Annotated in this window: 16 protein-coding genes and 2 pseudogenes; 13 read left to right on the plus strand and 5 right to left on the minus strand. The window is 69.2% G+C overall.

Annotation, left to right across the window (positions count from 1 at the left end; genetic code table 11):
* Positions 1–280: 280 nt before the first annotated feature.
* The 3 genes and pseudogenes from ABD378_RS06730 to ABD378_RS06740 form a co-directional block, all read left to right on the plus strand.
* Positions 281–1,678, plus strand: a pseudogene (locus ABD378_RS06730) (alpha-amylase); the annotation flags it as partial.
* Positions 1,679–1,811: 133 nt separating this feature from the next.
* Positions 1,812–4,517 (plus strand): pullulanase-type alpha-1,6-glucosidase, encoded by a 2,706-nt coding sequence (pulA, locus tag ABD378_RS06735; protein ID WP_386542903.1) that lies wholly within the window; start codon positions 1,812–1,814, stop codon positions 4,515–4,517.
* Between the two features lie 232 nt (positions 4,518–4,749).
* Positions 4,750–6,681, plus strand: a pseudogene (locus ABD378_RS06740) (alpha-amylase family glycosyl hydrolase); the annotation flags it as partial.
* A gap of 66 nt (positions 6,682–6,747) precedes the next feature.
* Here ABD378_RS06740 and ABD378_RS06745 read toward each other — a convergent pair.
* Positions 6,748–7,662, minus strand: coding sequence for an MBL fold metallo-hydrolase (locus ABD378_RS06745; RefSeq protein WP_344519506.1), 915 nt, complete (start codon positions 7,660–7,662; stop codon positions 6,748–6,750).
* Between the two features lie 199 nt (positions 7,663–7,861).
* Here ABD378_RS06745 and ABD378_RS06750 point away from each other — a divergent pair, with 199 nt between their 5' ends.
* The 6 genes from ABD378_RS06750 (at position 7,862) to ABD378_RS06775 (ending at position 14,050) form a co-directional block, all read left to right on the plus strand.
* Complete coding sequence (locus ABD378_RS06750) at positions 7,862–8,071, plus strand: hypothetical protein (RefSeq protein WP_344519508.1); 210 nt, start codon at positions 7,862–7,864, stop codon at positions 8,069–8,071.
* A complete protein-coding gene (locus tag ABD378_RS06755; protein WP_344519509.1) occupies positions 8,058–9,449 on the plus strand; it encodes an amidase in 1,392 nt (463 codons plus the stop codon). The genes ABD378_RS06750 and ABD378_RS06755 overlap by 14 nt, the downstream gene beginning before the upstream one ends.
* Before the next feature lie 37 nt (positions 9,450–9,486).
* Complete coding sequence (locus ABD378_RS06760; protein ID WP_344519510.1) at positions 9,487–10,071, plus strand: TetR/AcrR family transcriptional regulator; 585 nt, start codon at positions 9,487–9,489, stop codon at positions 10,069–10,071.
* Between the two features lie 160 nt (positions 10,072–10,231).
* Positions 10,232–11,110, plus strand: a complete 879-nt coding sequence (locus ABD378_RS06765) for an MEDS domain-containing protein (RefSeq protein ID WP_344519512.1) — start codon at positions 10,232–10,234, stop codon at positions 11,108–11,110.
* Positions 11,110–11,532, plus strand: coding sequence for an ATP-binding protein (locus tag ABD378_RS06770; protein WP_344519513.1), 423 nt, complete (start codon positions 11,110–11,112; stop codon positions 11,530–11,532). Before ABD378_RS06765 ends, ABD378_RS06770 begins: the two co-directional genes overlap by 1 nt.
* A 208-nt stretch (positions 11,533–11,740) precedes the next feature.
* Positions 11,741–14,050, plus strand: a complete 2,310-nt coding sequence (locus ABD378_RS06775; protein ID WP_344519514.1) for an FdhF/YdeP family oxidoreductase — start codon at positions 11,741–11,743, stop codon at positions 14,048–14,050.
* On the opposite strand, the gene ABD378_RS06780 is transcribed toward ABD378_RS06775, so the two are convergent.
* Positions 14,051–14,974, minus strand: a complete 924-nt coding sequence (locus ABD378_RS06780; RefSeq protein ID WP_344519515.1) for a LysR family transcriptional regulator — start codon at positions 14,972–14,974, stop codon at positions 14,051–14,053.
* Positions 14,975–15,069: 95 nt separating this feature from the next.
* On the minus strand, positions 15,070–17,364 hold the full coding sequence (locus ABD378_RS06785) for an FdhF/YdeP family oxidoreductase (RefSeq protein WP_344519516.1): 2,295 nt from the start codon (positions 17,362–17,364) through the stop codon (positions 15,070–15,072).
* A 238-nt stretch (positions 17,365–17,602) separates the two neighbouring features.
* On the opposite strand from ABD378_RS06785, the gene ABD378_RS06790 reads away from it, so the two are divergent.
* The 3 genes from ABD378_RS06790 (at position 17,603) to ABD378_RS06800 (ending at position 20,077) form a co-directional block, all read left to right on the plus strand.
* On the plus strand, positions 17,603–18,616 hold the full coding sequence (locus tag ABD378_RS06790; protein ID WP_344519517.1) for a Dyp-type peroxidase: 1,014 nt from the start codon (positions 17,603–17,605) through the stop codon (positions 18,614–18,616).
* Between the two features lie 5 nt (positions 18,617–18,621).
* Positions 18,622–19,437, plus strand: coding sequence for a family 1 encapsulin nanocompartment shell protein (locus tag ABD378_RS06795; RefSeq protein WP_344519518.1), 816 nt, complete (start codon positions 18,622–18,624; stop codon positions 19,435–19,437).
* A 67-nt stretch (positions 19,438–19,504) separates the two neighbouring features.
* The gene (locus ABD378_RS06800) at positions 19,505–20,077 is read left to right on the plus strand and encodes a DUF1345 domain-containing protein (RefSeq protein ID WP_344519519.1); all 573 of its coding nucleotides are present in this window, start codon (positions 19,505–19,507) and stop codon (positions 20,075–20,077) included.
* Here ABD378_RS06800 and ABD378_RS06805 read toward each other — a convergent pair.
* Positions 20,067–20,771 carry a class I SAM-dependent methyltransferase gene (locus ABD378_RS06805; protein ID WP_344519520.1) on the minus strand — a complete coding sequence of 235 codons (705 nt, stop codon included), beginning with the start codon at positions 20,769–20,771 and terminating at the stop codon, positions 20,067–20,069. The genes ABD378_RS06800 and ABD378_RS06805 overlap by 11 nt on opposite strands.
* A gap of 83 nt (positions 20,772–20,854) precedes the next feature.
* On the opposite strand from ABD378_RS06805, the gene ABD378_RS06810 reads away from it, so the two are divergent.
* A complete protein-coding gene (locus tag ABD378_RS06810; protein ID WP_344519521.1) occupies positions 20,855–21,484 on the plus strand; it encodes a helix-turn-helix domain-containing protein in 630 nt (209 codons plus the stop codon).
* Positions 21,485–21,487: 3 nt separating this feature from the next.
* On the opposite strand, the gene ABD378_RS06815 is transcribed toward ABD378_RS06810, so the two are convergent.
* Positions 21,488–23,545, minus strand: coding sequence for a phosphocholine-specific phospholipase C (locus tag ABD378_RS06815; RefSeq protein WP_344519522.1), 2,058 nt, complete (start codon positions 23,543–23,545; stop codon positions 21,488–21,490).
* Positions 23,546–23,704: the final 159 nt, after the last annotated feature.

Below are 23,704 nucleotides of genomic sequence, written 5' to 3' on the forward strand. Positions count from 1 at the left end.
CGGGTCCCCCGGCCGCCCGGACCGGAGTCGTGGTTGAACGTAGCACCGTCGCAACATCTTGCGAAAGGTTTTGCGGCGCATGAACTCCCGGGATTCCGCGTCTGACGCGAGAGTGTGCGGGGAGGGTTGACCGGGGTTCCCGGGGGTCGTACGGTCTCGACCGAAAACGGCGTTGAAATGTTTCTGCAACATCCTTCAACGGCCTGACGGGCACGGCGCGTTGCCATTCAAGGTCACACCTCACTCATGCAGTCACACCTCACTCATGCAGGAGGCCCTCATGGCCGGCCGAAAGACCAGAGTCCGCAGACCCGTCGCCGCCGCCATCGCCCTGGTGGCGGGCGCGGCAGGCAGCATCGTCGCCGGAGCCCCGCAGGCGCAGGCAGCCCCGCCCGGCGGCAAGGACGTCACCGCCGTGCTCTTCGAGTGGAAATTCGACTCGGTGGCCAAGGCGTGCACACAGCAGCTCGGCCCCGACGGCTACGGCTACGTGCAGGTCTCCCCGCCCCAGGAACGCATCCAGGGCGAGGCGTGGTGGGCCGCCTACCAGCCCGTCAGCTACAAGATCGGCACCAGGCTCGGTGACCGGACCGCGTTCAAGAACATGGTCGACACCTGCCACTCGGCCGGGGTGAAGGTCGTCGCCGACGCGGTGATCAACCACATGACGAACGCCTCGGGCACCGGCTCGGCAGGGTCCGCCTTCACCAAGTACGACTACCCGGGCACGTACTCGGTCTTCGACATGGACAACTGCAAGGCGTCCATCAGCAATTACCAGGACCGCGGGAACGTACAGAACTGCGAACTGGGCGGCCTTGCCGACCTGGACACCGGCGAGGAGTACGTGCGGGGGAGGGTCGCCGGCTACCTCAACGACCTGCTGTCGCTGGGCGTCGACGGCTTCCGGGTCGACGCGGCCAAGCACATCCCCGTGGACGACCTGAAGAACATCAAGTCCAGGCTCAGCAACCCCGGCGTCTACTTGAAGCAGGAGACGATCTACGGCTCGGGCGAGGCGGTCTCCCCGAGCGAGTACACCGCCACCGGCGACGCCCAGGAGTTCCGCTACGGCTGGGACCTGAAGCGCGTGTTCAACAACGAGAAGCTCGCCTACCTGAAGAACTTCGGCGAGGGCTGGGGCTATATGCCCAGCGGCTCGGCCGCCGTCTTCGTCGCCAACCACGACACCGAACGGCACGGCCAGACCCTCAACTACAAGGACGGCGCGAACTACACCCTCGCGCATGTCTTCATGCTGGCCCTGCCCTACGGCGCCCCGGACGTGCACTCCGGCTACGAGTTCAGCAGCACCGACGCCGGATCGCCCAACGGCGGCCAGGTGAACGCCTGTTACAGCGACGGCTGGAAGTGCCAGCACGCCTGGCCCGAGATCAAGAGCATGGTCAAGTTCCGCAACACCGCGCGCGGAACGGGCATGACCAACTGGTGGGACAACGGCAACAACGCCATCGCGTTCGGCCGCGGCGACAAGGCGTACGTGGCCATCAACCACGAGGGCTCCTCGGTCAGCCGGACCTTCCAGACCTCCCTCGCCGCGGGCAGCTACTGCGACGTCCAGAGCGGCAGGAGCGTCACCGTCAACAGCTCCGGCCAGTTCACGGCCACCGTGGCGCCGAACACCGCGCTTGCCCTGCACACCGGGGCCAGGAGCTGCTGAGCGCAGCCTGACTGCTCGGCCCTCACCACTGGCCGCCCGGCCTTCGCTTCCCCGCCGCCGGGCGGCCCCATCCTCGTACCCCCTTCGTGTTCCTTCCTCCTGGCCCCATCACCCGCAAGGAGAACCACCCTTGACCGGCTCCCCCCGCCGCGCCCTCGTCACCACGGCCCTCGCCCTGCTCGCCGCGGTCGCGCCCCTGACGCCCTCGGCCATCGCCGCGCCCCAAGCGTCGGCCGCGGCCGACGCGCCCGCCGCACTCGACCTGTCCACGTCCCGGGCACAGTGGATCGACAAGAACACCGTCGCCTGGGACGTCCAAGGTGCCGCCGCCTCCCAGGAGTTGGTGTACGCCCGCGACGGGCAGCTGACCGTCAAGGACGGCGAACTCGCAGGCGAGGGGCGGCGGATCCGTCTCGCCCCGGCCGAGGGCGGGCTCACCGACGCCCAGCGCGAGAAGTACCCGCACCTGAAGGGATACGCGGCCTTCACCGTCGACCCGCGCGACCGCGACCGGGTCCGCCACGCTCTCACCGGCCAGCTCGTCGCCACCCGCAGCAGCGCCGACGGCACCCTGCTCACCGCCACCGGAGTCCAGACACAGGGCGTCCTCGACGACCTCTACAGCGCCGCCGCCACCAAGGCCGCCCTCGGCCCGCAGTTCCGCGACGGCCGCCCCACGCTTGCCCTGTGGGCTCCCACCGCCCAGTCCGTCAGCCTCGAACTCGACGGCAAGCGCGTGGCGATGCGGCGCGACGACGCCAGCGGAGTGTGGTCCGTCGCCGGAGCCCGAAGCTGGTCGGGCAAGCAGTACCGGTACGTCGTCAAGGTGTGGGCGCCCAGCGTCCAGAAGGTCGTCACCAACAAGGTCACCGACCCCTACTCCACGGCGCTCACCGCCGACTCGCGGCGCAGCATCGCCGTCGACCTCGACGACCCGAAGCTCGCCCCCAAGGGCTGGGAGCAGCTGAAGAAGCCGAAGGCCACGCCCCTGCGCGACGCGCAGATCCAGGAACTGCACATCCGCGACTTCTCCGTCGAGGACCGCACGGCGAAGCACCCCGGCCAGTACCTCGCCTTCACGGACACGGCGTCCGACGGCATGAAGCACCTGCGGAAGCTCGCCGACGCGGGCACCTCCTACGTCCACCTCCTGCCCGCCTTCGACATCGGCACCATCCCCGAGCGCGCCGCCGACCGGTCCACGCCCGACTGCGACCTGACGGCGCCCGCCCCGGACTCCGACGAGCAGCAGGCCTGCGTCACCAAGACCGCCGCCAAGGACGCCTACAACTGGGGTTACGACCCCCTGCACTACACCGTGCCGGAGGGCAGTTACGCGAGCGACCCTGCCGGGACCCGTCGCACCGTCGAGTTCCGGCAGATGGTCCAGGGCCTCAACGGCTCCGGTCTTCGCACCGTGATGGACGTCGTCTACAACCACACCGTCGCGAGCGGCCAGGCCGACAAGTCCGTCCTGGACAAGATCGTGCCCGGCTACTACCAACGGCTGCTGCCCGACGGCACGGTGGCCACCTCCACCTGCTGCGCCAACACCGCCCCCGAGAACGCCATGATGGGCAAGCTCGTGGTCGACTCGCTGGTCACCTGGGCCAAGGAGTACAAGGTCGACGGCTTCCGCTTCGACCTGATGGGCCACCACCCCAAGGCCAACATCCTGGCCGTCCGCAAGGCCCTTGACGCACTGACCCTCGAAAAGGACGGCGTCGACGGGAAGAAGATCGTCCTCTACGGCGAGGGCTGGAACTTCGGAGAGATCGCCGACGACGCCCGCTTCGTCCAGGCCACGCAGAAGAACATGGCGGGCACGGGCATCGCCACCTTCTCCGACCGCGGCCGCGACGCGGTGCGCGGCGGCGGCCCCTTCGACGAGGACCCCGGCGTCCAGGGCTTCGCCAGCGGCCTGTTCACCGACCCCAACGCCTCGAAGGCCAACGGCACCCCGGCCGAGCAGAAGGCTCGGCTCCTGCGCTACCAGGACCTGCTCAAGGTGGCGCTGACCGGCAACCTCGCCGCCTACACGTTCACCGACTCCGCGGGGAAGCGCGTCAAGGGCTCCGAGGTCGACTACAACGGCGCCCCGGCCGGATACGCGGCGGCCCCCGGCGACGCCCTCTCCTACGCCGACGCCCACGACAACGAATCCCTGTACGACGCCCTCGCCTTCAAGCTGCCCGCGGACACCACGGCCGCCGAACGCTCCCGCATGCAGGTCCTGGCGATGGCGACCGCGACCCTGGCCCAGGGCCCTTCCCTCTCCCAGGCCGGCAGCGACCTGCTGCGCTCGAAGTCCCTGGACCGCAACTCCTACGACAGCGGCGACTGGTTCAACGCCCTGCACTGGAACTGCCGGGACGGCAACGGCTTCGGACGCGGCCTGCCCCCGGCCGCCGACAACAAGGACAAGTGGCCCTACGGAAAGCCGCTGTTGACGTCCGCGTCCCTGACCCCGGGCTGCGCCGATATCAACGGAACCTCGGCCGCCTACCAGGACCTGGTGAAGCTGCGCGCGACCGAGCCCGCGTTCTCCCTGGGCACGGCCGGTCAGGTCCAGTCCCGGCTCTCCTTCCCCCTCTCGGGCACCGCCGCGGAGACCCCCGGCGTCATCACCATGGAGCTCGGGAATCTCGTGGTCGTCTTCAACGCGACCCCGGACGCCCAGAAGCAGCGCATCGCGGCTCTCAAGGACACTGCGTACAGGCTCCACCCCTTCCAGGAGCAGGGCGCCGACCCCGTGGTCAAGTCCTCCTCGTACGAGAGGAGTTCTGGAACCTTCGACGTCCCCGCACGCAGCGTCGCCGTCTTCGAGCGGGGCTGAACGACGGGCCCCGAGTGGTCCTGCGACACCCGTCCGGGCTGATGGCGCGTCGGCCCTCCCACGTACCCCACTACGTACAGGAGGCTCTATGCCGTACCCCCGTGCAATCAGGAAGTCCAGAGCGCTGTTCGCCGCCGTCCTGGCCGCGCTGTTCCTGACGCTGCTGCCCGGCGTCGGAAGTGCGGGCCAGGGCGGTGAAAGCGCCCAGAAGGCGGCCGCCGATGCGGAGCCCGGGAGCATGCTGGGCGGGGACCCACGCAAGGATGCGATCTACTTCGCGATGACCGCGCGCTTCAGCGACGGCGACGCGTCCAACAACCGGGGCGGCAACCAGCACACGTCGTCCGGGAACGCGGCCAACGACGACCCCATGACCCGAGGCGACTTCAAGGGGCTCGCCGAGAAGCTGGACTACATCAAGGGTCTCGGCTTCTCGGCGATCTGGATCACCCCGGTGGTCATGAACCGGTCGGACTACGACTACCACGGCTACCACGGGTACGACTTCTACAAGATCGACCCGCGCCTGGAGTCGGACGGCGTCTCCTACCAGCAGCTCATCGACCGGGCGCACGCCAAGGGCATGAAGATCTACCAGGACGTCGTCTACAACCACAGCTCGCGCTGGGGCGCCAAGGGCCTGTTCACCCCGACCGCGTTCGGCGTCCAGGACGAGGAGTGGGGCGACTACTACGACGACAAGGTCGAGGGCAAGGAGTACGACCCCCTCGACGAGGACGCCCAGGGCAACCCCTACAACGGCGACCGCTGGTCCACCGCGGAACCGGCGGGCAACACCTGCAAGGACTGGGGCAAGCAGTCGGGCACCGGCGCCGACGGCCGGAAGATCTATAACTGCCAGTGGCCGAACCCCACATCGGGCATGTTCCCCAGAACCAAATACCACCAGTGCTGGATCGGCAACTGGGAGGGCGAGGACTCGCGCAGCTGCTGGCTCCACGACGACCTGGCGGACTTCAACACCGAGAACACCGATGTGCAGCAGTACCTGATCGACGCCTACAACAAGTACATCGACATGGGCGTGGACGGCTTCCGCGTCGACACCGCCGTGCACATCCCGCGCACCACCTGGAACCGCCGCTTCCTGCCCGCGCTGCACGACAAGCTGGTGGACAAGTACGGCGCGGACAAGGCCGACGACTTCTACGTCTTCGGCGAGGTCGCGGCCTTCGTCAACGACAAGTGGAACCGCGGTTCGGTCAACCACTCCGCGCAGTTCTACACATGGAAGGAGCGCAAGGAGTACAGCGCCGACGACGCGGCGGCATCCCTGGAGATGTACGAGTACGAGCAGGCACAGGGCACCGCCAACCAGCCCACCAGCACCAACGCCTTCCTGGATGGCAACACCTACCACGCCCCCGACCGCACCAAGTTCTCCGGCATGAACATCATCGACATGCGCATGCACATGAACTTCGGCGACGCCCCGAACGCGTACAACAACGGCAAGGACTCCGACGACTCCGTCAACGACGCGACGTACAACGCCGTGTACGTGGACAGCCACGACTACGGCCCGAACAAGTCCTCCACGCGCTACGCGGGCGGCACCGACGCCTGGGCCGAGAACATGGCCCTGATGTGGACCTTCCGCGGCATCCCGACCCTCTACTACGGCTCGGAGGTCGAGTTCCAGAAGGGCAGGCAGATCGACTGCGGCCCCAAGTGCCCGCTGGCCACGACGGGCCGCGCCTACTACGGCGACCACCTACAAGGCACCGTCACCGCAACGGAGTTCGGCACGGTGGACAGCGCGAGCGGCGAGGTCGCGAAGACCCTGGACCAGCCCCTGGTCAAGCACGTACAACGGCTCAACCAGATCCGCAGGGCCGTGCCGGCGCTCCAGTCGGGTCAGTACTCGACCGAGGGCATCGACGGACAGATGGCCTACAAGCGCCGCTACACCTCGGGCTCCGTCGACAGCTTCGCCCTCGTCACCGTCTCCGACGGGGCGAGTTACAGCGGCATTCCCAACGGCACCTACACCGACGCCGTCACCGGCGACACGAAGACCGTGACCGACGGCAAGCTCTCCGTCGCCGCCCCCGGCAAGGGCAACCTGCGCGCCTACGTGCTCGACCTGCCGGGCAACCCGGCCCCGGGCAAGATCGGCGCGGCCGGTCCGTACCTCAAGTAGCCCTGAAAAGAAACTGATTGGTCGCCACTCACCCGGACACAACACCTCTGTTTTCAATCTCGGCCTTCACGCGGGGACGAGCCGGTAGGAATCGCCCTCGGGGATCACGTGGCCCGCGGTGGGTGGCGGGAAGTGGCTGCCGAGGAGCAGAGTCCGGGTGCCGGAGAGCGAGTGGAGGAGCTCTCGGCGGGTCCTGGTCGCGGCTGCGGGGTCGATGTCCACGCAGCTGCCCAGGTCGGGATGGATCAGCTGGACGGGGTGGTGGACGCAGTCGCCGGTGATGAGCGCGTGCTCGCCGTGACTGCTCAGTTCCACCGCCACCTGGCCCGGTGTGTGGCCCGGGGTGGGGCGCAGGCGGATGCCCGGCGCGATGTCGGTGCCGCCGAGAGGAGCGTCAGGGACGTCGACGAGGTCGAGCAGTCCGGCGTCCTTGATGGGGTGCACGGAGTCCCGGAACATCTGGAGTCGGGCCTCCTCCATGTCGACACCGGACCAGTAGTCCCATTCCGTGCGGGACGTGAGGTAGCGGGCGTTGGGGAAGGTGGGCACCCAACTGCCGTTCTCTGTCCGGGTGTTCCAGCCGACGTGGTCGGTGTGCAGGTGGGTGAGGACGACGAGATCCACCGTCTCGGGCGCGAAGCCCGCCTGTGTCAGGCGCTCCAGGTAGTCGGTGTTCAGGTTGTCCCATGCCGGGTTGGCCCGCTGCTTGCCATTGCCGATGCCGGTGTCGACGAGCACCCGCAGCCCGTTGACGTCGATACCGAAACTGTGGCTCGCCAGCCGCAGGACGCGCTGTTCGTCCACGAAGTCCGGCTGCAGCCAAGGGGATTGGGCCACGATCTCGGGCGTGGCTCCGGGCAGCAGCCAGGGGCCTGTCTGTGGGGGCAGCCGCACCTCGTCGATACGGCTGACGGTGAGGTCTCCCACGCTCCAGGCCGGGGCGCCGGGAAGGGCGGTGGGGTGGTGCGGGGCGGTGGGCATGCGGCGCTCCTTTGGTTGACGCATCCAAGCGGCTAAAAGCAATGTGTTTGCGTTAAGTCAACGTAGGACCTATCGTCCCGTTAAAGCAAACCGTTAGCGTTTGAGCTCTGCCGTGGTGGTCGCCGCCCGGCACAGCACGACGAGTCGAGCCGAGAGGGCGCACGTGGACAACACGGATATCACGGACAAGATCGATAACATGGACAACGTCGGACTCACCCCGCAGGAGGCTGCCCGAGGGGCTATCCGCGCGGGCCTGCCGCTGGGCAGTGACCGTCACGAGGCGGTGGCATCGACCGCCGGTCACATCCACTCGGTCATCGCCACGCTGCGCGAACTGGACTTCGGGGACACGCCGCCCGCGATGTCCTACACGGCTGGACAGGAGGACGCCGATGCGGCCCTTTGAGCTGTCGCTCGCCGACGCCGCCCACCTCGTGGCCGCGGGGGAGCTGTCCCCGGTGGAGCTGACCGAATCGGTGCTCGACCGCATCGGAGCGGTGGAAGCGCGGCTTCAGGCCTACGTCACCGTCGCCGCGGACTCCGCCCGTGAATCGGCTGCCCGGGCCGAGCGCGAGATCACCCAGGGCCGGTCGCGCGGCCCGCTGCACGGAATCCCCATGGGTCTGAAGGACCTGATCGACGCCAAGGGTATGCCCACCACGGCGAGCTCCCGCGTCAGGGCGGACCATGTCGCGGAAGGTGACAGCGCCGTCGCCGCGCGCCTGTCCGCGGCCGGTGCGGTACTGCTCGGAAAGACCCACACCCACGAGTTCGCCTACGGTTTGACGACCCCTCAGACGCGCAATGCCTGGGATCACAGCCGTATCGCCGGGGGTTCGAGCGGAGGCTCGGCCGTCGCCGTCGCGGCGGGAGAGGCCACCTTCGCGCTGGGGACCGACACCGGCGGATCGATCCGCGTCCCCGCGGCGCTCAACGGCGTGGTCGGCCTCAAGCCGACGTACGGCCTGATCTCCCGCCGCGGCGTGACGTCCCTGTCCTGGTCCCTGGACCATGTCGGCCCCCTCACCCGTACGGTGCGGGACGCCGAGCTCGTCCTCGCCGCACTGGTGGGACAGGGTCGGCGCGACCCGGCAGGGCACGCCGCCGCTCCGGTCGGTCGGGCCTCATCGGAGGCCGGTGACCTGTCGGGGCTGCGGGTGGGCGTGCCGCGCAATTACTACTTCGAGCGGATCAGCCCGGAGGTCGAGGAGAGCGTGCGCCGGGCCATCGGGCAGCTCCAGGCGCTGGGAGTCGAACTCGTCGAGGTGGAGATCCCGATGGCGCGCTACATCCAGGCCATCCAGTGGGGGCTGATGGTCCCCGAGGCGACCTCGTACCACGAGCGGACGCTCCGCTCGACGCCCGACCTGTATGCGGCCGATGTCCGTGTCCTGCTGGAGGCGGGCGAGTTCGTGTCCGCCGGTGACTACCTCCGGGCCCAGCGGGCGAGGGCCCTGATGCGCGAGTCCTGGGCGCGGATGCTCGGCCACGTCGATGTGATCGCCGCCCCGGCGGTGCCGATGACGGCAGTCAAGTCCGGTCAGGAGAGCGTGGAGTGGGCGGACGGCACGGTGGAGGCCGTCTCCGACAGCTACGTCCGGCTCTCCGCGCCGGCCAACATCACGGGGGTGCCGGCCCTGACCCTGCCCGTCGGCCGGGACCGCGCAGGCATGCCGATCGGCATGCAACTGATGGGGCGCCCTCACGACGAAGCGACCGTGCTGCGGGTCGGGCGTGCCTACGAGGTGGCAGGCGCCGATGCCGAAGCGGCGGTGGCCAGCTAGAAGCAACGATTTTGCATTAAGGCCTTAAGGTGGAGTCATGAGTCCCAAACCCATGGTTCGGCCCGGAGGGCGCAGCGCCCGTGTTCAGGAGTCGGTCCACGCGGCGGTCCGTCAGCTCCAGGCCGAGCTGGGACGCGATGCGCTGACCGTCCCTCTCGTCGCGGCGCGCGCCGGGGTGACGCCGTCGACCGTCTACCGCAGGTGGGGGGACCTGCAGGAGCTCATGTCCGACGTGGCAGTCGAACATCTGCGCCCCGAAGCGCCGCCGGCCGACCTCGGCACCCTGCGTGCGGACCTCGGCGTGTGGGCGGAGCAGTTCCTCGACGAGATGGCCTCCCCGCCGGGTCGCGCGTACATCAGGGACGCCCTCCTCGGAGACCCGGACGGGAGCAACGCCGGGCTGTGCTCCGCCTACGCCGCGGAACAGATCGATGTCGTCCTGGCCCGTGCGTCGGAGCGGGGTGAGGCCGTGCCGGGCACCGAGCAGGTCATCGACCACGTCGTGGCGCCGATCATGTACCGCATCCTCTTCCGCCCCGGCCGACTGGACGCCGCCTACGCGCGCGAACTCGTGGAGCACGCCCTCGCGATCCGTCGGCCGCCACCCGCCGAACAGAGTTAGTGCGGTAGGGGTCGTCTTCGCGCATTCTCGATCGCCATGAGGTGCGGCAGTGTCAGCCAACTGTCGCTTTCTGCGGGGGTGCGTGGCCGTGCGGCACGGACCGCTAGCGTGTGACCTGCACTTGTTCCCCGTCGGGCCCTGTCGGCCCCGGAGGTGAGAGATGGCGGATGCCGGCTCGGCGTCGGTCGGTACGATCCCGGTCCAGCACCTCCGGGCGGGCGACCACGCATTCGTCAGTTACGCCGACGACGACGCGGGCCGCGACGTGGTGTCCGCCTTTGCGTGGGCGGGGCTCGTGAAGCGCGAGAAGGTCATGGTCTTCGCCGCCCCGCAGATGGACGAGGAGCAGGTGTGGAACCGGCTCGACGCGCCGGGAGCCCTGCTGGGAGCCGCTCGTGAACACGGGCAGCTGGTGCTCAGCAGCATGCGCGCCCTCATCCACCCCCAGGACGCGTTCACCCCTCACCGGCAGTGGGAGCGCATCACGGAGGAGACCGACAAGGCTTTGGCCGAGGGCTACAGCGGCCTGCGTACCTACATCGACATGCACTGGGTCGGGGAACTGGACGCCGACGTCGAGGTGATGATGCACCGCGAGTCCCACGCCCAGCATCTGTTCACCGACCGCCCCTACACAGAGATCTGCGCCTACGACAGCCGCTGGTTCAACCCCGGTGTCCTGGAGGCCATGCACGAGGCACACCCCTGCCGGCTGCTGCCCCGCCTGGGCGTCCTGCATGTCGAACAGGCGGAGGGCATGGTGCAGTTGGCCGGTGAGGCGGACATCGCCACCCGGGAGCAATTCATCGGCGCCGTGCGCGACGGCCTCAGGCGCCGCGAGCATTCCCGGCCGCTGACCGTGGACCTGTCCGGCCTCGTCTTCCTCGGCGTCGCCTGTGCGGTGGACCTGCTGCGGCTGGTTCTGGAACATCCGCACGGCCCGGTCCACGTCCACTGTCCACCGACACCGGCCCGCATACTGCGCCGAGCAGGCGCCGACCAGGTGCCCCACCTTGTGATCAGTGAGGTGGCCCGCTGATGTCGGCAACGCCAGGGCCCCGCGAGGTCCCTCCCGTCACGCTGCTGGAATCGCGCTTCACCCGGGACGACCTGCCCAGGCTGCGGATGCTCGTCGAACAGTACGCGGACCACCAAGGGCTGACCGAGCCACGGCGCGGCGAATTCATCGTGGCCGTGGACGCCGTGGCGGTCAACGCGGTCGAGCACGCGGGCGGTGGCGGCACGCTGGTCCTGCAGCGCGGCAACGGTCATCTGGCCTGTCACATCCACGACTTGGGCCCCGGCTTCAGCGCCGACGTCATCCCCGCGCTGGCTCCCGGGCTCGACGGCCACGCGGGCGGGCGGGGACTGTGGCTCGCCGGCCTGCTCACCGACGAGCTCACGATCTCCGCGGGCCCCGGCGGGACCAGGGTGACCCTGGCCGTCCGACTGCCCCGCTAGCTCGTGCTGCGGCCGTGGCCCGCCGACGAGATCACCGCAGTCCTCGGTGACCGCCGTCCGGCGCACTGGGCCCGTACGGGCAACGGCAGATCATCGAGCGGGCGAGTGGCCCTGGCGGGCCAGCCGTGGCGGGGACGGCATGGCTGGCCTAGCCTGGGCGGAAAGTGCCCTTTTGGGCCCATGTCCGCGTGCCGGAAGGTTGACAGTCTTGAGCGCGTCCAACGAGGAGCAGGAGCGGCTGGAGCCCAGCGTGGGACCCGTCCCCACCGGCGATCCGGAGTTCCGCCCCTATCACCATCCGGCCGCCGGCTGGGGCGCCGCCAAGAGCGTGACTCAATTCCTCGTGCGCGAGCGCGCGTTGGTGGACGGGCCGCGGGCGATCAAGCGGATGAACCACGAGGACGGGGGCTTCGACTGCCCGGGATGCGCCTGGCCGGACGACACCAAGGGGCTGCACCTCGACATCTGCGAGAACGGGATCAAGCACGTCACCTGGGAGATGACCCGTAAGCGGGTCGGCAGGGAGTTCTTCGCCGCGCACTCGGTCACCGAGCTGTACGGCTGGAGCGACCATGACCTGGAGAACCAGGGCCGGTTGACGGAACCGATGGTCTACGACCCCGAGACGGACCACTACGTACCGATCAGCTGGAAGGACGCGTTCGAGGTGGTCGGCCGTGCGCTGCGCGGCCTCGACGACCCGAATCAGGCCGCGTTCTACACCTCTGGCCGCCTCGGCAACGAGGCCACGTTCCTCTACCAGCTGATGGCCCGTGAACTGGGCACGAACAACCTGCCGGACTGCTCCAACATGTGCCACGAGGCCAGCGGCCGAGCGCTCACGGCGTCGCTGGGCACCGGCAAGGGAACCGTCGACCTCAAGGACTGGGAAGCCACCGACGCGCTGTTCGTCCTGGGCGTCAACGCGGCCTCCAACGCCCCCCGGATGCTCACGGCCCTCGCCGAGGCCCACGACCGCGGCGCCCGGATCGTGCACATCAATCCGCTGGTCGAGGCCGCCGCCACCCGCACCATCGTCCCGCACGACTTCACGGACATGGCGCTCAACAAGGCGACGCGGACGAGCACCCTGAACCTGCAGCCGCGCATCGGCGGCGACATGGCGCTCCTGCGCGGCATGGCGAAGGCGATCCTGGAACAGGCCCCGACCGACCCGAAAGCGCTGGACCGGGAGTTCATCGACCGCCACACCACCGGTTTCGACGAGTACCGCGCCCTGTGCGAAGGCACGCCGTGGGAGGAGATCGAGAGCCAGTCCGGGGTCAGCCGCGCCGACGTCCTCGAAGCGGCCCGCGTGTACCGCGACGCCGACCGCACGATCGTCACCTGGTGCCTTGGCATCACCCAGCACGAGCACGGTGTCGACACGGTCCGAGAGATCGTCAACCTGCTGCTCCTGCGCGGAAACCTGGGGCGGGAAGGGGCAGGCCCGTCCCCGGTACGCGGCCACAGCAACGTCCAGGGCAACCGCACCTGCGGCATCGACCACCGCCCCACCGAAGAGTTCCTGAGCCGTCTGGCCGAGGTCTGCGACATCGCACCGCCCCGAGAGCACGGCATGGACACCGTCGCCACGATCAAGGCCATGCACCGGGGCGATGTGAAGGTGTTCGTCGGCATGGGCGGCAACTTCGCCCTGGCGGCGCCGGACACCCCGTACACCTACGAGGCGCTGCGCACCTGTGACCTCACCGTCCAGGTCAGCACCAAACTGAACCGCAGCCATCTCGTGCACGGCCGCCGGGCCCTGATCCTGCCGTGCCTCGGCCGCACCGAGAAGGACCATCAGCGCAAGGGCGTCCAGAGCACATCCGTCGAGGACTCGATGAGCATGGTGCACCTGTCCGTCGGCATGAAGCGGCCCGCCTCACCGCACCTGCTGTCCGAGCCCGCGATCGTCGCCGGCATGGCCCGAGCGGCCCTGCCCGACAGCGCCACCCGCTGGGAGTGGTACATCGAGGACTACGACCGTATCCGCGACACCATGGCCCAGGCCCTCGACGGTTTCGAGGACTTCAACCGCCGGGTGCGGCTGCCCCTCGGCTTCCGCATCAAGCAGCCCGCCCGCGAACTTGTCTTCCGCACGCCGTCGGGGCGCGCCGAGTTCTCCGCCGCCGCCCTGCCCGACGTCGTCCCCGCGCCCGGCACGCTGGCCCTGGGCACCATGCGGTCGCACGACCAGTGGAACACCACCGTCTACTCGGACAACGACCGCTACCGAGGCATCAAGAACCTGCGCACGCTCGTCTTCATGAACCGGGACGACATGCGCGAGCGCGGCATCACCGAATCCGCCCCCGTCGACATCACAAGCACCGCCAAGGACGGCAGCAGGCGCCACCTCGACGGCTTCCTCGCCATCCCGTACGACATCCCCAGGGGCTGCGCGGCCGGTTACATGCCCGAGATGAACGTGTTGTGCGCGCTCGGCGACTTCAGCACCCAGAGCGACCAGCCGATCATGAAGCACGTCAAGGTCACCATCACCGCCCGGTGATCACGAGGGGCGGCCAGGGAGGCGCTCAAGGACCGCCGCGGCGTCCGCGCGCCGGACCGTCTCGAGGAGCGCCCTGGCCATGACCGAGCGCGGCTCCCTGGCGGAGGTCACCAGACCGATGGGCACCGTGTGGGCGGGCTCCACCAGCGGGACCGCCTGCATGCCGTGCGGGATGCCGAAGACGTGCAGCCAGGCGTACGGCACGACGCTGGCCCACTGGCCCGTCCTGACGTGGGCGAACAGCGAGGCCACCGAATCGGTCTCGACCCGGGGCACCGGCCGCAGCCCTGCGGCGGCGAAGACCTCGTCGAGGACGCGCCGCCCTTGCATGGAGGGATTCAGCAGGCACAGCGGCAGGCGTGACGCCTCGGCCCACGTGGCGGTCGGCCGCCGTCCGGGATCGTCGGCGATGCCGGTCAGGAGCACATAGCGCTCCTCGTACAGGGGGAAGGCCTGGAAGCTCTCCGAAAGGTCCTCGTTCAGATAGGTGATGCCGGCGTCCAGCTCGAAGTTCTGCAGCTGTCGCAGGACGTCCTCCGAGCGCAGATCCGTCATCAGCTCCACGGTGACCAGCGGGTGCGCCGCGCAGAACGGCCCCGTGAACAGCGAGACGGCGCCGGACGCGGTGGGGACCGAGCCGATCCGCATGCGTCCGCTCAGCCCCCGGCGGAGCGCCCCGACCTCGTCCTTGAGGGCGTCCCGGTCGGCCAGGATCCGCTGGGCCCACAGCATGATGCGCTCGCCCTCGGGCGTCAGCCCTTCGTAGGCGCGCCCCCGCCTGACCAGCGGCACGTCCAGCTCCTCCTCCAGCTTGCGGATGGCCTCGGACAGCGCGGGCTGGGAGACGTGGCAGGCCTGGGCGGCGCGCGCGAAGTGGCGCTCGCGGGCGAGAGCCACCAGGTATTCGAGTTGGCGGAAGAGCATCTCTGTCCCTTGGGGTCGCGAGCGGGCGGTGCGCAAAGCAGCGCGCCCGGCGCCGTACGGTCACTCGCCCCATGGTGCGCTCCTTGTACCGGTGTTCAGTGCGGGGCGCTCGCGGGTTCAAGGCGGACCACGACGGCCTTGGAGGTGGGGGTGTTGCTGATGTCGGCCACGCTGTCGAGGGGGACCAGGACGTTGGTCTCCGGATAGTAGGCGGCGGCCGAGCCGCGCGTGGTCGGGTAGGCGACCGTGACGAACCGCTCCGCACGACGCTCCACCCCGTCGCGCCACACGCTCACCAGGTCCACCTCGTCACGGTCGGCGAGGCCGAGGGCGGCCAGGTCGTCGGGGTTGACCAGGACGACGCGACGGGCGTTGTGGATGCCGCGGTAGCGGTCGTTCATCGCGTACGGGACGGTGTTCCACTGATCGTGCGAGCGCAGGGTCTGCAGCAGCAGGTGGCCCTCGGGGACGTGCGGCATCGTGAAGTCGTTCTCCGTGAAGACGGCCTTGCCGCTCGGGGTGCGGAACGTCCCTTCGTTGACCGGGTTCGGCAGCCGGAAGCCGCCGGGCTCGGCCACGCGGGCGTTGAAGTCCTCGAAGCCGGGCACGACTCGGGCGATCCGGTCCCGGACGGTGCCGTAGTCCGCCTCGAACTCCTCCCAGGGGATGGCAGGTCGGCCGCCGAGCGTCCTGCGGGCGAGCCGGGCGATGATCGCGACCTCGCTGAGCAGATGAGGGGAGGCGGGCGCCAGCTTCCCCCGGGAGGCATGCACCTCGCTCATGGAGTCCTCGACGGTGAAGAACTGCTCGCCCGTGGCCTGGACGTCCCGGTCGCTGCGGCCCAGCGTGGGCAGGATCAGGGCGGTGTCGCCGCACACGGTGTGCGAGCGGTTGAGCTTGGTGGATATGTGCGCGGTGAGCCGGCACTTGCGCATCGCCCGCTCGGTGACCGTGCTGTCGGGGGTGGCGCGTACGAAGTTCCCGGCGACGCCGATGAAGACCGTGGCCCGGCCGTCGTGCATGGCGCGGATGCCGTTCACGGAGTCGAGGCCGTGCCGGGTGGGAGGGGTGAAGCCGAACTCGCTCTCCAGGGCGTCGAGGAACCTCTGCGGCATCTGCTCCCAGATGCCCATGGTGCGGTCGCCCTGCACGTTGCTGTGGCCGCGCACCGGGCACACCCCCGCGCCCGGCCTGCCGATGTTCCCGCGCAGCAGGAGGAAGTTGACGACCTCGCGGATGGTGGGCACCCCGTGCTTGTGCTGAGTCAGCCCCATCGCCCAGCACACGATGACCTTCTTGCTCGCCAGGACCCGGTGGTGCACCTTCTCGATCTCTTCGCGGGTCAGGCCGGTCGCGGTGAGTACGTCCTGCCAGGACGTCTTGCGGGTGTGCTCGGCGAAGGCGTCGAAGCCGGTGGTGTTCCGCGCGATGAACGCGTGGTCGAGCACCGTGCCCGGCGCGGCGTCCTCGGCCTCGAGCAGCAGTTGGTTCAGGGCCTGGAACAGGGCGAGGTCGCCGCCGGCGCGGATGTGCAGGAACTGGTCGGCGATGGGTGTGCCCCGGCCGATCACGCCCCGTGCCTTCTGCGGGTGCTTGAAGCGCATGAGACCGGCCTCGGGCAGCGTGTTGACCGCGATGACCTGCCCGCCGTTGCGCTTCGTCTCGTCCAGCGCGGAGAGCATCCGGGGGTGGTTGGTGCCGGGGTTCTGGCCCACCACGAAGATCAGGTCGGCGTGGTGGATGTCGTCGAGCGAGACGCTGCCCTTGCCGGTGCCCAGGGTCTCCTGGAGCGCGCAGCCGCTGGACTCGTGGCACATGTTGGAGCAGTCCGGCAGGTTGTTGGTGCCGAAGGCGCGGACGAACAGCTGCAGGAGGAAGGCGGCTTCGTTGTTGAGCCGGCCGGAGGTGTAGAAGAGCGCCTCGTCGGGGGAGTCGAGTGCCCGCAGCTCTTCGGCGACCAGAGCGAGGGCCTCGTCCCAGCCGATCGGCTCGTAGTGCGTCGCGCCTGGCCGCTTGACCATCGGTTCCGTGAGCCGGCCCTGCTGGTTCAGCCAGTAGTCGGACTTGCCGTCGAGCTCGGCGATGGAGTGCTGCCGGAAGAAGTCGGCGGTGATCCGACGGGAGGTCGCCTCGTCGTTGATGTGCTTGGCGCCGTTCTCGCAGTACTCGTTGCGGTGCCGTTTTCCTGGTGCGGGCTCCGGCCAGGCGCAGCCGGGGCAGTCGAAGCCCTTGGTCTGGTTGATGTTCAGGAGCGTGAGCGCGGTCCGCCGGACCGAGGTCTGGGCCAGGGAGTACTCGAGTGCGTGGGTGACCGCGGGCACGCCGGTCGCCCAGGTCTTGGGCTCGGTGACCGACAAGTCGTCGATGGGGTCCTCGATGCTGCTGCTCATCGTCTCCCTGAATTCCCGTTCCTGGTCATTTCTCTTGGTCCGCAGGGCCGAGTTTCCGCCCGTTTGCCGAAGGAAGTCAAAGAGGTGATTTCGATGAGTTGATAAATCCCGCCTATCACTCGCGACGCTTTTCACGTGATTGGCAATTCCGCTTCGACGCCCTTTGGTGGGCGCATTGATGATGACCTGTAATACGCTGACCCTGTCCGTTTTGGCCCTTTGGTCCGTCTGGAGTTTCATGGTCACCCCGCAGCCCGTGGTCACACCGCCTGCCAGGGCCGCCGTGTTCCTGGTGGCCACCGTGGCTCCCGGTGGGGAGGCCGCCGTACGGGACGGCCTCGCCGATCTGGCGGGGCTGACGCGCTCGGTGGCGTTCCGTTCCCCCGACGAACACCTGACCTGCGTCGCGGGCATCGGATCCGGGGGGTGGGACCGGCTCGTGGCGGGGCCGCGGCCCCGCGAACTGCACCCCTTCGAGCCGCTGCGAGGCCCCCGCCATCAGGCACCGGCCACCCCGGGTGACCTCCTCTTCCACCTGCGCGCCCGAAGCATGGACCTCTGCTTCGAACTGGCCCGGCTGATCGTGGAGCGGCTGGGCCCCGCGGTGACCGTCGTCGACGAGGTGCACGGCTTCAAGTACTTCGACGAGCGCGACCTGCTCGGATTCGTCGACGGCAGCGAGAACCCCGGGGGAGGAGCGGCGGCCGACGCCGTGTTCGTCGGTGACGAGGATCCACGGTTCCGGGGCGGCAGTTACGTGATCGTGCAGAAGTACGTGCACGACATGGCGGCCTGGCAGGCGCTCACCGTCGAGGAGCAGGAGCACGTCATCGGACGCGCCAAGCAGACCAACGTCGAACTGCCGGACGACATCAAGCCGTCCGACTCGCACGTCGCGCTCACCACGATCGTCGAAGAGGACGGTGTCGAGCAGAAGATCGTGCGCGAGAACATGCCGTTCGGGCAGATCGGCCGCGGCGAGTTCGGCACGTACTTCATCGGCTACGCGCGCACGGCCGCGGTGACCGAGCAGATGCTGCGCAACATGTTCCTCGGCGACCCGCCGGGCCGGACCGACCGCATCCTGGACTTCTCCACGGCCGTGACCGGTGGCCTGTTCTTCGTGCCCGACGCCGACCTCCTCGGCGACCTCCCCGACTTCGCGCCCGCCGACGCGGAAGCCGATGCCGACGCCGCCCCCGACGCCGCCACGGGCGTCTCCCTGGGCATCGGCAGTCTGAAAGGAGCCTGAGCGTCATGACGACCCCCGCCGTCCCGAACAATCTGCACCGCGAGCTCGCCCCGATCACCCCCGAGGCCTGGGCCGAGATCGAGGAGGAGGCCCGCCGCACCTTCCGCCGCCTCGTCGCGGGCCGCCGGGTCGTCGACGTCCCCGACCCGGCAGGGCCGAAGCTCGCCGCCGCCGGCACGGGACACCTCGCCGACATCACGTCGCCCGATCCGGGCGTGCGGGCGCGGCTGCGCGAGGCGAAGCCGCTGGTCGAACTACGGGTGCCGTTCACCGTCGGCCGGGACGCCGTGGACGACGTCGAGCGCGGCTCGAGCGACTCCGACTGGCAGCCCGTGAAGGACGCGGCACGTGCCCTCGCGTTCGCGGAGGACCGGACCATCTTCGACGGATACGCGGCGGCGGGCATCGAAGGCTTGCGCGAGCGGACGTCCAACCCGGTGCTCACCCTGCCCGGTGAACCGCTCGACTACCCCGACGCGCTCAGCCGGGCCCTGACCGCGCTGCGGCTGGCCGGCGTCGAAGGGCCGTACGCGATGCTCCTGGGCGCCGAGGAGTACCGAGAGGTCAGCGAGACCTCCGACCACGGCTACCCGATCGCGGCGCACATGGGCCGGATCCTGGGCAGCGATCCGATCTGGGCGCCGGCGCTCAGCGGCGCGTTCGTCCTGTCCACCCGCGGCGGCGACTTCGAACTGCTCCTGGGGCAGGACGTGGCGATCGGCTACACGGCGCACGACGCGGGCGGCGTCGAGCTGTACCTCCAGGAGACGCTCACCTTCCTGGCGTACACGGACGAGGCCGTCGTCGTCCTGAAGCACTGAGCGCGTGCACCACCGGCTGCCGCTCTCAGCGGTGCCCCGACTGGCCGGAGCGGCGGCCTGCGGAGCCATGGCCGGCGTGGCTGTCGGCGCACTGACCAACGCACCGCTCGGCATCCTCGCCGGTATCGCCGCGGCGGAGACACTCTTCGTCGTGGCGGGCTGGATCGTGCTGTGGCCCATGGACGCCGCCACCACCCACCGCAACGTCCGCCGCGAGGAGTTCCGGCCCGTCACCGAAGAACTCGTCGTCGTCGGGGCCGCCCTGTGCGGCCTGATCGGCATCGTGGTGCTGCTCCTGCTCGGCGACTCGGGCATGGGCCACGCCGCGGCCGCGACGGCACTCGGCGGCGTGTTCATGGCCTGGGCGGCGCTCCACCTGATGTACGCCACCCGCTACGCGTACCTCTACTACCTCGCCCCCACGGGCGGCATCGACTTCAACTCCGACGACCCGCCCGCGTACAGCGACTTCCTCTACTTCAGCTTCAACCTCGGCATGACCTACCAGGTCTCCGACACGGGCGTCTCCAGCTCCACGATCCGCGCGGTGGTCCTGCGCCATTGCCTGCTCTCGTACGTCTTCGGCGCGAGCATCCTGGCCACGACGATCAACCTCGTCGCGGGCATCGTCACCCGTTGAGGCCGTGGCGCCGCAGTTTGACGGTGTAGTTGGTCCGCGTGGAGGGCTCTCCGTCCGGGGTTGTCAGGGAGTGCTCATGGGTGTCGCAGACGAGTACGTCCCACTGCTCGGCCGGCAGGTCGAGAGAGGCCAGGACCTTCTGGGGGGTGGGGAAGTCCACGCCGGGGTGCGATTCGGTCTCCCAGGCGGGAAAGCCCATGTGGCCGACGATCAGGAGGGTGCCGCCCGGCGAGACGGCCGCGGCGGCGCCCCGCAGGATCTGCTCGCGCGGCATCTCGTGCAGGGAGTGCAGGAACTGGGCGCAGACCAGGTCGTGGCTCCCGGCCGGGAAGGACGTGCCGAGATCGTGGTGCTGCCAGTCGACGCGGTCGGCGACCTGCGCCTGGGCCGCGTGCTCGGCAGCGCGGCTCAGGGCGACGCGGGAGATGTCGGTGGCGGTGACGCGCCAGCCCTGCCGCGCGAGCCAGATCGCGTCGCCCCCCTCTCCGCAGCCCAGGTCCAGGGCGCTGCCCGGCGTCAGGCCCTCGGTCTCGCGTACGAGTGCGGCGTTGGGTTCGCCGCTCCACAGACGGCCGCTCTGGTTGTAGCGCTCGTCCCAGAACGCTTCGGCCGATTCGGCGGTGGAGGCGTTCGCGGCGGTGGAGGCGTTGGAGGCGGCGGAGGTGGTGGACGTGTCGGTGTGCTGGTCGCTCATGTGGGCTCCTTCTGCTCTGTGGCAACCCTGCGCGCGGCCGTCTCGGCTTGACAAAGATATTTGCCGCATCGGCAAATGGAGGGATGAGCGACGAGGCCGAACTCACGGATGTGCTGACCGCCGTCGGACCGCGGCTGCGCGCGCTGCGGAAGGCGCGGGGCGCCACCCTGGCCCGGCTGAGCGAGGAGACGGGAATCTCCCTGAGCACGCTCTCGCGCCTTGAGGCCGGACAGCGCGAGCCGACCCTGAAGCTCCTGCTGCCGCTGGCCAAGGCGTACGGCGTCCCGCTCGACGAGCTGGTCGGCGCACCCCAGACCGGCGACCCGCGCATCCACCCGCGGCCGTTCATGCGCCACGGCAACACGTGGGTACCCCTGACCCGGTACCTCGGCGGGATGCACGCCTACAAGCAGGTCATGCCGGTCGCCAAGAACGGCACCCGGCAGGCCAAGCGCCCCGAGCAGGGCAAGCACGAGGGGTACGAGTGGCTCTACGTCCTCTCCGGCCGCCTGCTGCTCGCCCTGGGCGACCACGACCTCGTCCTCACGGCGGGTGAGGCCGCCGAGTTCGACACCCGCACCCCCCACGGCTTCGCCAACGCCGGCGACATCCCCGTCGAATTCCTCGCCCTGTACGGGGCGCAGGGCGAGCGCATGCACGTACGCGTCAGGCCAGGCAGCGGTGAAGGCGAAGGCGAGGGCGAAGGGGCGTAGGGGTCAGGCCGTGCGGAGCGCCGGGTCGCTGGTGCCGGGCTCGCCAGTCTCCACGTGTCCGGCGAACCTGCGCAGGTAGGCGCTGTCGCTGTCGGACCGCACGCGCAGGTCGTACCAGCGCTTGCTGTGACCGAGGTCGACCGAGCGGGTCTGCCGGCCGCCCGCCGCGACCGTGATCTTGCTGCTCCTGCCGCCGTAGGCGTTGGTGATGGTGAGGTGGCAGGCGGTCTTGGCGGGGTTGGTGAAGGTGAGCCTGACGCGCCCGGTGTGCTCGTCGTGGTGGCCGGTGACTTCCGGGCCGGGGGTCGCGGCCGTGCCTTCGTAGGTACGCAGGTAGCCGCCCGGGCCGTGCACGGTCAGCTCGTACGTCCCGTCGGAGGGGCCGGTGCTCCAGGTGTCGGAGATCTTCTTGCCCGCTTCGGCGGTGTACGTCCAGGGCCCGTCGTCACGGTTGCCGGAGGTGACCAGGAAGCAGGCGCCGGTGTCGTCACCCGGGGTGAAGGTGAGCTTGATGTTGCCGTTGGAGGGCTTGACGGCCGCGGTGACGAGGGGCGTGTAGGGGAGGGGACGGGTAGGCCTTGCGCCCTTCTCCTGCTTGGGCAGCGCCGGGGCGGCCGGCGGTGAATGGGTGTAGCTGTCGTGCCGTTCGTTGTCCGGCGGTTCATAGGCGTCGGTGCTGGGCAGGGACGCGGGCTTGGTGTGTTTGAGGCCGAAGTCGAAGGCGGAGGTGAGGTCGCCGCAGATGGCGCGGCGCCAGGGGGAGATGTGCGGTTCGTGGACGCCGAAGCGGCGCTCCATGAACTGGATGACGGAGGTGTGGTCGAAGACCTCGGAGCAGACGTAGCCGCCGGTGGACCACGGGGAGACGACGAGGGTGGGCACCCGGATGCCCAGACCGTAGGGTCCGTCGCTGTAGCTGCTGTCGCCGGGGAAGATGTCGAGCTCGGTGTCGACGGTCGACGCGCCCCATGAGGAGTCGGCCGGAGGGTAGGGCGGCGGCACGTGGTCGAAGTAGCCGTCGTTCTCGTCGTACGTGATGAACAGGGCGGTCTTGCTCCACACCTCGGGGTCGGACGTCAGGGCGTCCAGGACCTGTGAGATGTACCAAGCGCCGTAATTCGCGGGCCAGTTGGGATGCTCGCTGAACGCTTCCGGAGCGGCGATCCAGGATATCTTCGGGAGTTTCCCGGCCTTGACGTCGGCGCGGAGGTCGTCGAGAAGATGACCGCTCTCCTTGACGTTCGTTCCCTTGCACGCCTTCTCGTAAAGGGGGTCTCCGGGCTTGGCGCTGCGGAACTTGTTGAAGAACATCAGGGAGTTGTCGGCGTAGTTTCCGCGGTAGGCGTCCTCCAGGGCGCCCCACAGCCCGTCCTCGGTCAGACCGTCACCGGTGTCCTGGTAGATCTTCCACGACACCCCGGCCTTCTCCAGCCGCTCGGGATAGGTGGTCCAGTCGTAGCCGAGTTCTTCGTTGCCGAGGACCGGTCCGCCGCCCTTGCCGTCATTGCCGGCGTGCCCGGAGTAGAGGTAATAGCGATTGGGGTCGGTCGCACCGATGAAGGACGAGTGATAGGAGTCGCAGACCGTGAAGGCGTCGGCCAGCGCGTAGTGGAACGGTATGTCTTCCCTGGTCAGGTGGGCCATGGTCCCGGAGGTCTTGGCCGCGATCCAGTCGTCGTACTTACCCTTGTTCCATGCCTGATGTCCGGTTTCCCAGTCATGGCTCAGCCCGGCGATGAACTGCATTCCCAGATCGTCGGCCTCCGGGTGGTAGGGCAGGACTTCCTCGCCACCACCGGACTGGTGCCATACGGATTTGCCGCTCTCCAGCATCAGCGGGCGGGGGTCGCCGAATCCCCGGACGCCGCCCAACGTGCCGAAGTAGTGGTCGAAGGAGCGGTTCTCCTGCATGAGCACCACGATGTGCTCGACGTCGTCGATCGATCCCGACCGGGCCGAGGCGGGGATGTCGACGGCGCGCATGATGCTGGCGGACAGAGCCGCGACGCCGGCGGTGCCACCCGCTGCCTGGAGGAAGCGTCGGCGGTTGAATGCGGGCATGGAGCTGTACCTCTGAAATGTGGGGGATAGAGGGCCGGTCACCGTAGACCGGCCCGCCCTCAAGACGTCAAATAGTGAGAAGGAAAGGTGAAGGACCAGGGATATTTCACCTTCAGAAGCAACGTGGCGGGCCTTCGGGGCATCGTCGCGCGACAGCAC

Origin of the sequence: Streptomyces rectiviolaceus (assembly GCF_039533825.1) — a bacterium.
GTDB classification, from domain to species: Bacteria; Actinomycetota; Actinomycetes; order Streptomycetales; family Streptomycetaceae; genus Streptomyces; species Streptomyces rectiviolaceus.

Bases quoted from the DNA above. Each gene is read 5' to 3' on its own strand.
- ABD378_RS06745 (WP_344519506.1), bottom strand. From the start codon at position 7,662: ATGCCCACCGCCCCGCACCACCCCACCGCCCTTCCCGGCGCCCCGGCC.
- ABD378_RS06750 (WP_344519508.1), top strand. From the start codon at position 7,862: ATGGACAACGTCGGACTCACCCCGCAGGAGGCTGCCCGAGGGGCTATC.
- ABD378_RS06755 (WP_344519509.1), top strand. From the start codon at position 8,058: ATGCGGCCCTTTGAGCTGTCGCTCGCCGACGCCGCCCACCTCGTGGCC.
- ABD378_RS06760 (WP_344519510.1), top strand. From the start codon at position 9,487: ATGAGTCCCAAACCCATGGTTCGGCCCGGAGGGCGCAGCGCCCGTGTT.
- ABD378_RS06765 (WP_344519512.1), top strand. From the start codon at position 10,232: ATGGCGGATGCCGGCTCGGCGTCGGTCGGTACGATCCCGGTCCAGCAC.
- ABD378_RS06770 (WP_344519513.1), top strand. From the start codon at position 11,110: ATGTCGGCAACGCCAGGGCCCCGCGAGGTCCCTCCCGTCACGCTGCTG.
- ABD378_RS06780 (WP_344519515.1), bottom strand. From the start codon at position 14,974: ATGCTCTTCCGCCAACTCGAATACCTGGTGGCTCTCGCCCGCGAGCGC.
- ABD378_RS06785 (WP_344519516.1), bottom strand. From the start codon at position 17,364: ATGAGCAGCAGCATCGAGGACCCCATCGACGACTTGTCGGTCACCGAG.
- ABD378_RS06790 (WP_344519517.1), top strand. From the start codon at position 17,603: ATGGTCACCCCGCAGCCCGTGGTCACACCGCCTGCCAGGGCCGCCGTG.
- ABD378_RS06795 (WP_344519518.1), top strand. From the start codon at position 18,622: ATGACGACCCCCGCCGTCCCGAACAATCTGCACCGCGAGCTCGCCCCG.
- ABD378_RS06800 (WP_344519519.1), top strand. From the start codon at position 19,505: ATGGCCGGCGTGGCTGTCGGCGCACTGACCAACGCACCGCTCGGCATC.
- ABD378_RS06805 (WP_344519520.1), bottom strand. From the start codon at position 20,771: ATGAGCGACCAGCACACCGACACGTCCACCACCTCCGCCGCCTCCAAC.
- ABD378_RS06810 (WP_344519521.1), top strand. From the start codon at position 20,855: ATGAGCGACGAGGCCGAACTCACGGATGTGCTGACCGCCGTCGGACCG.
- ABD378_RS06815 (WP_344519522.1), bottom strand. From the start codon at position 23,545: ATGCCCGCATTCAACCGCCGACGCTTCCTCCAGGCAGCGGGTGGCACC.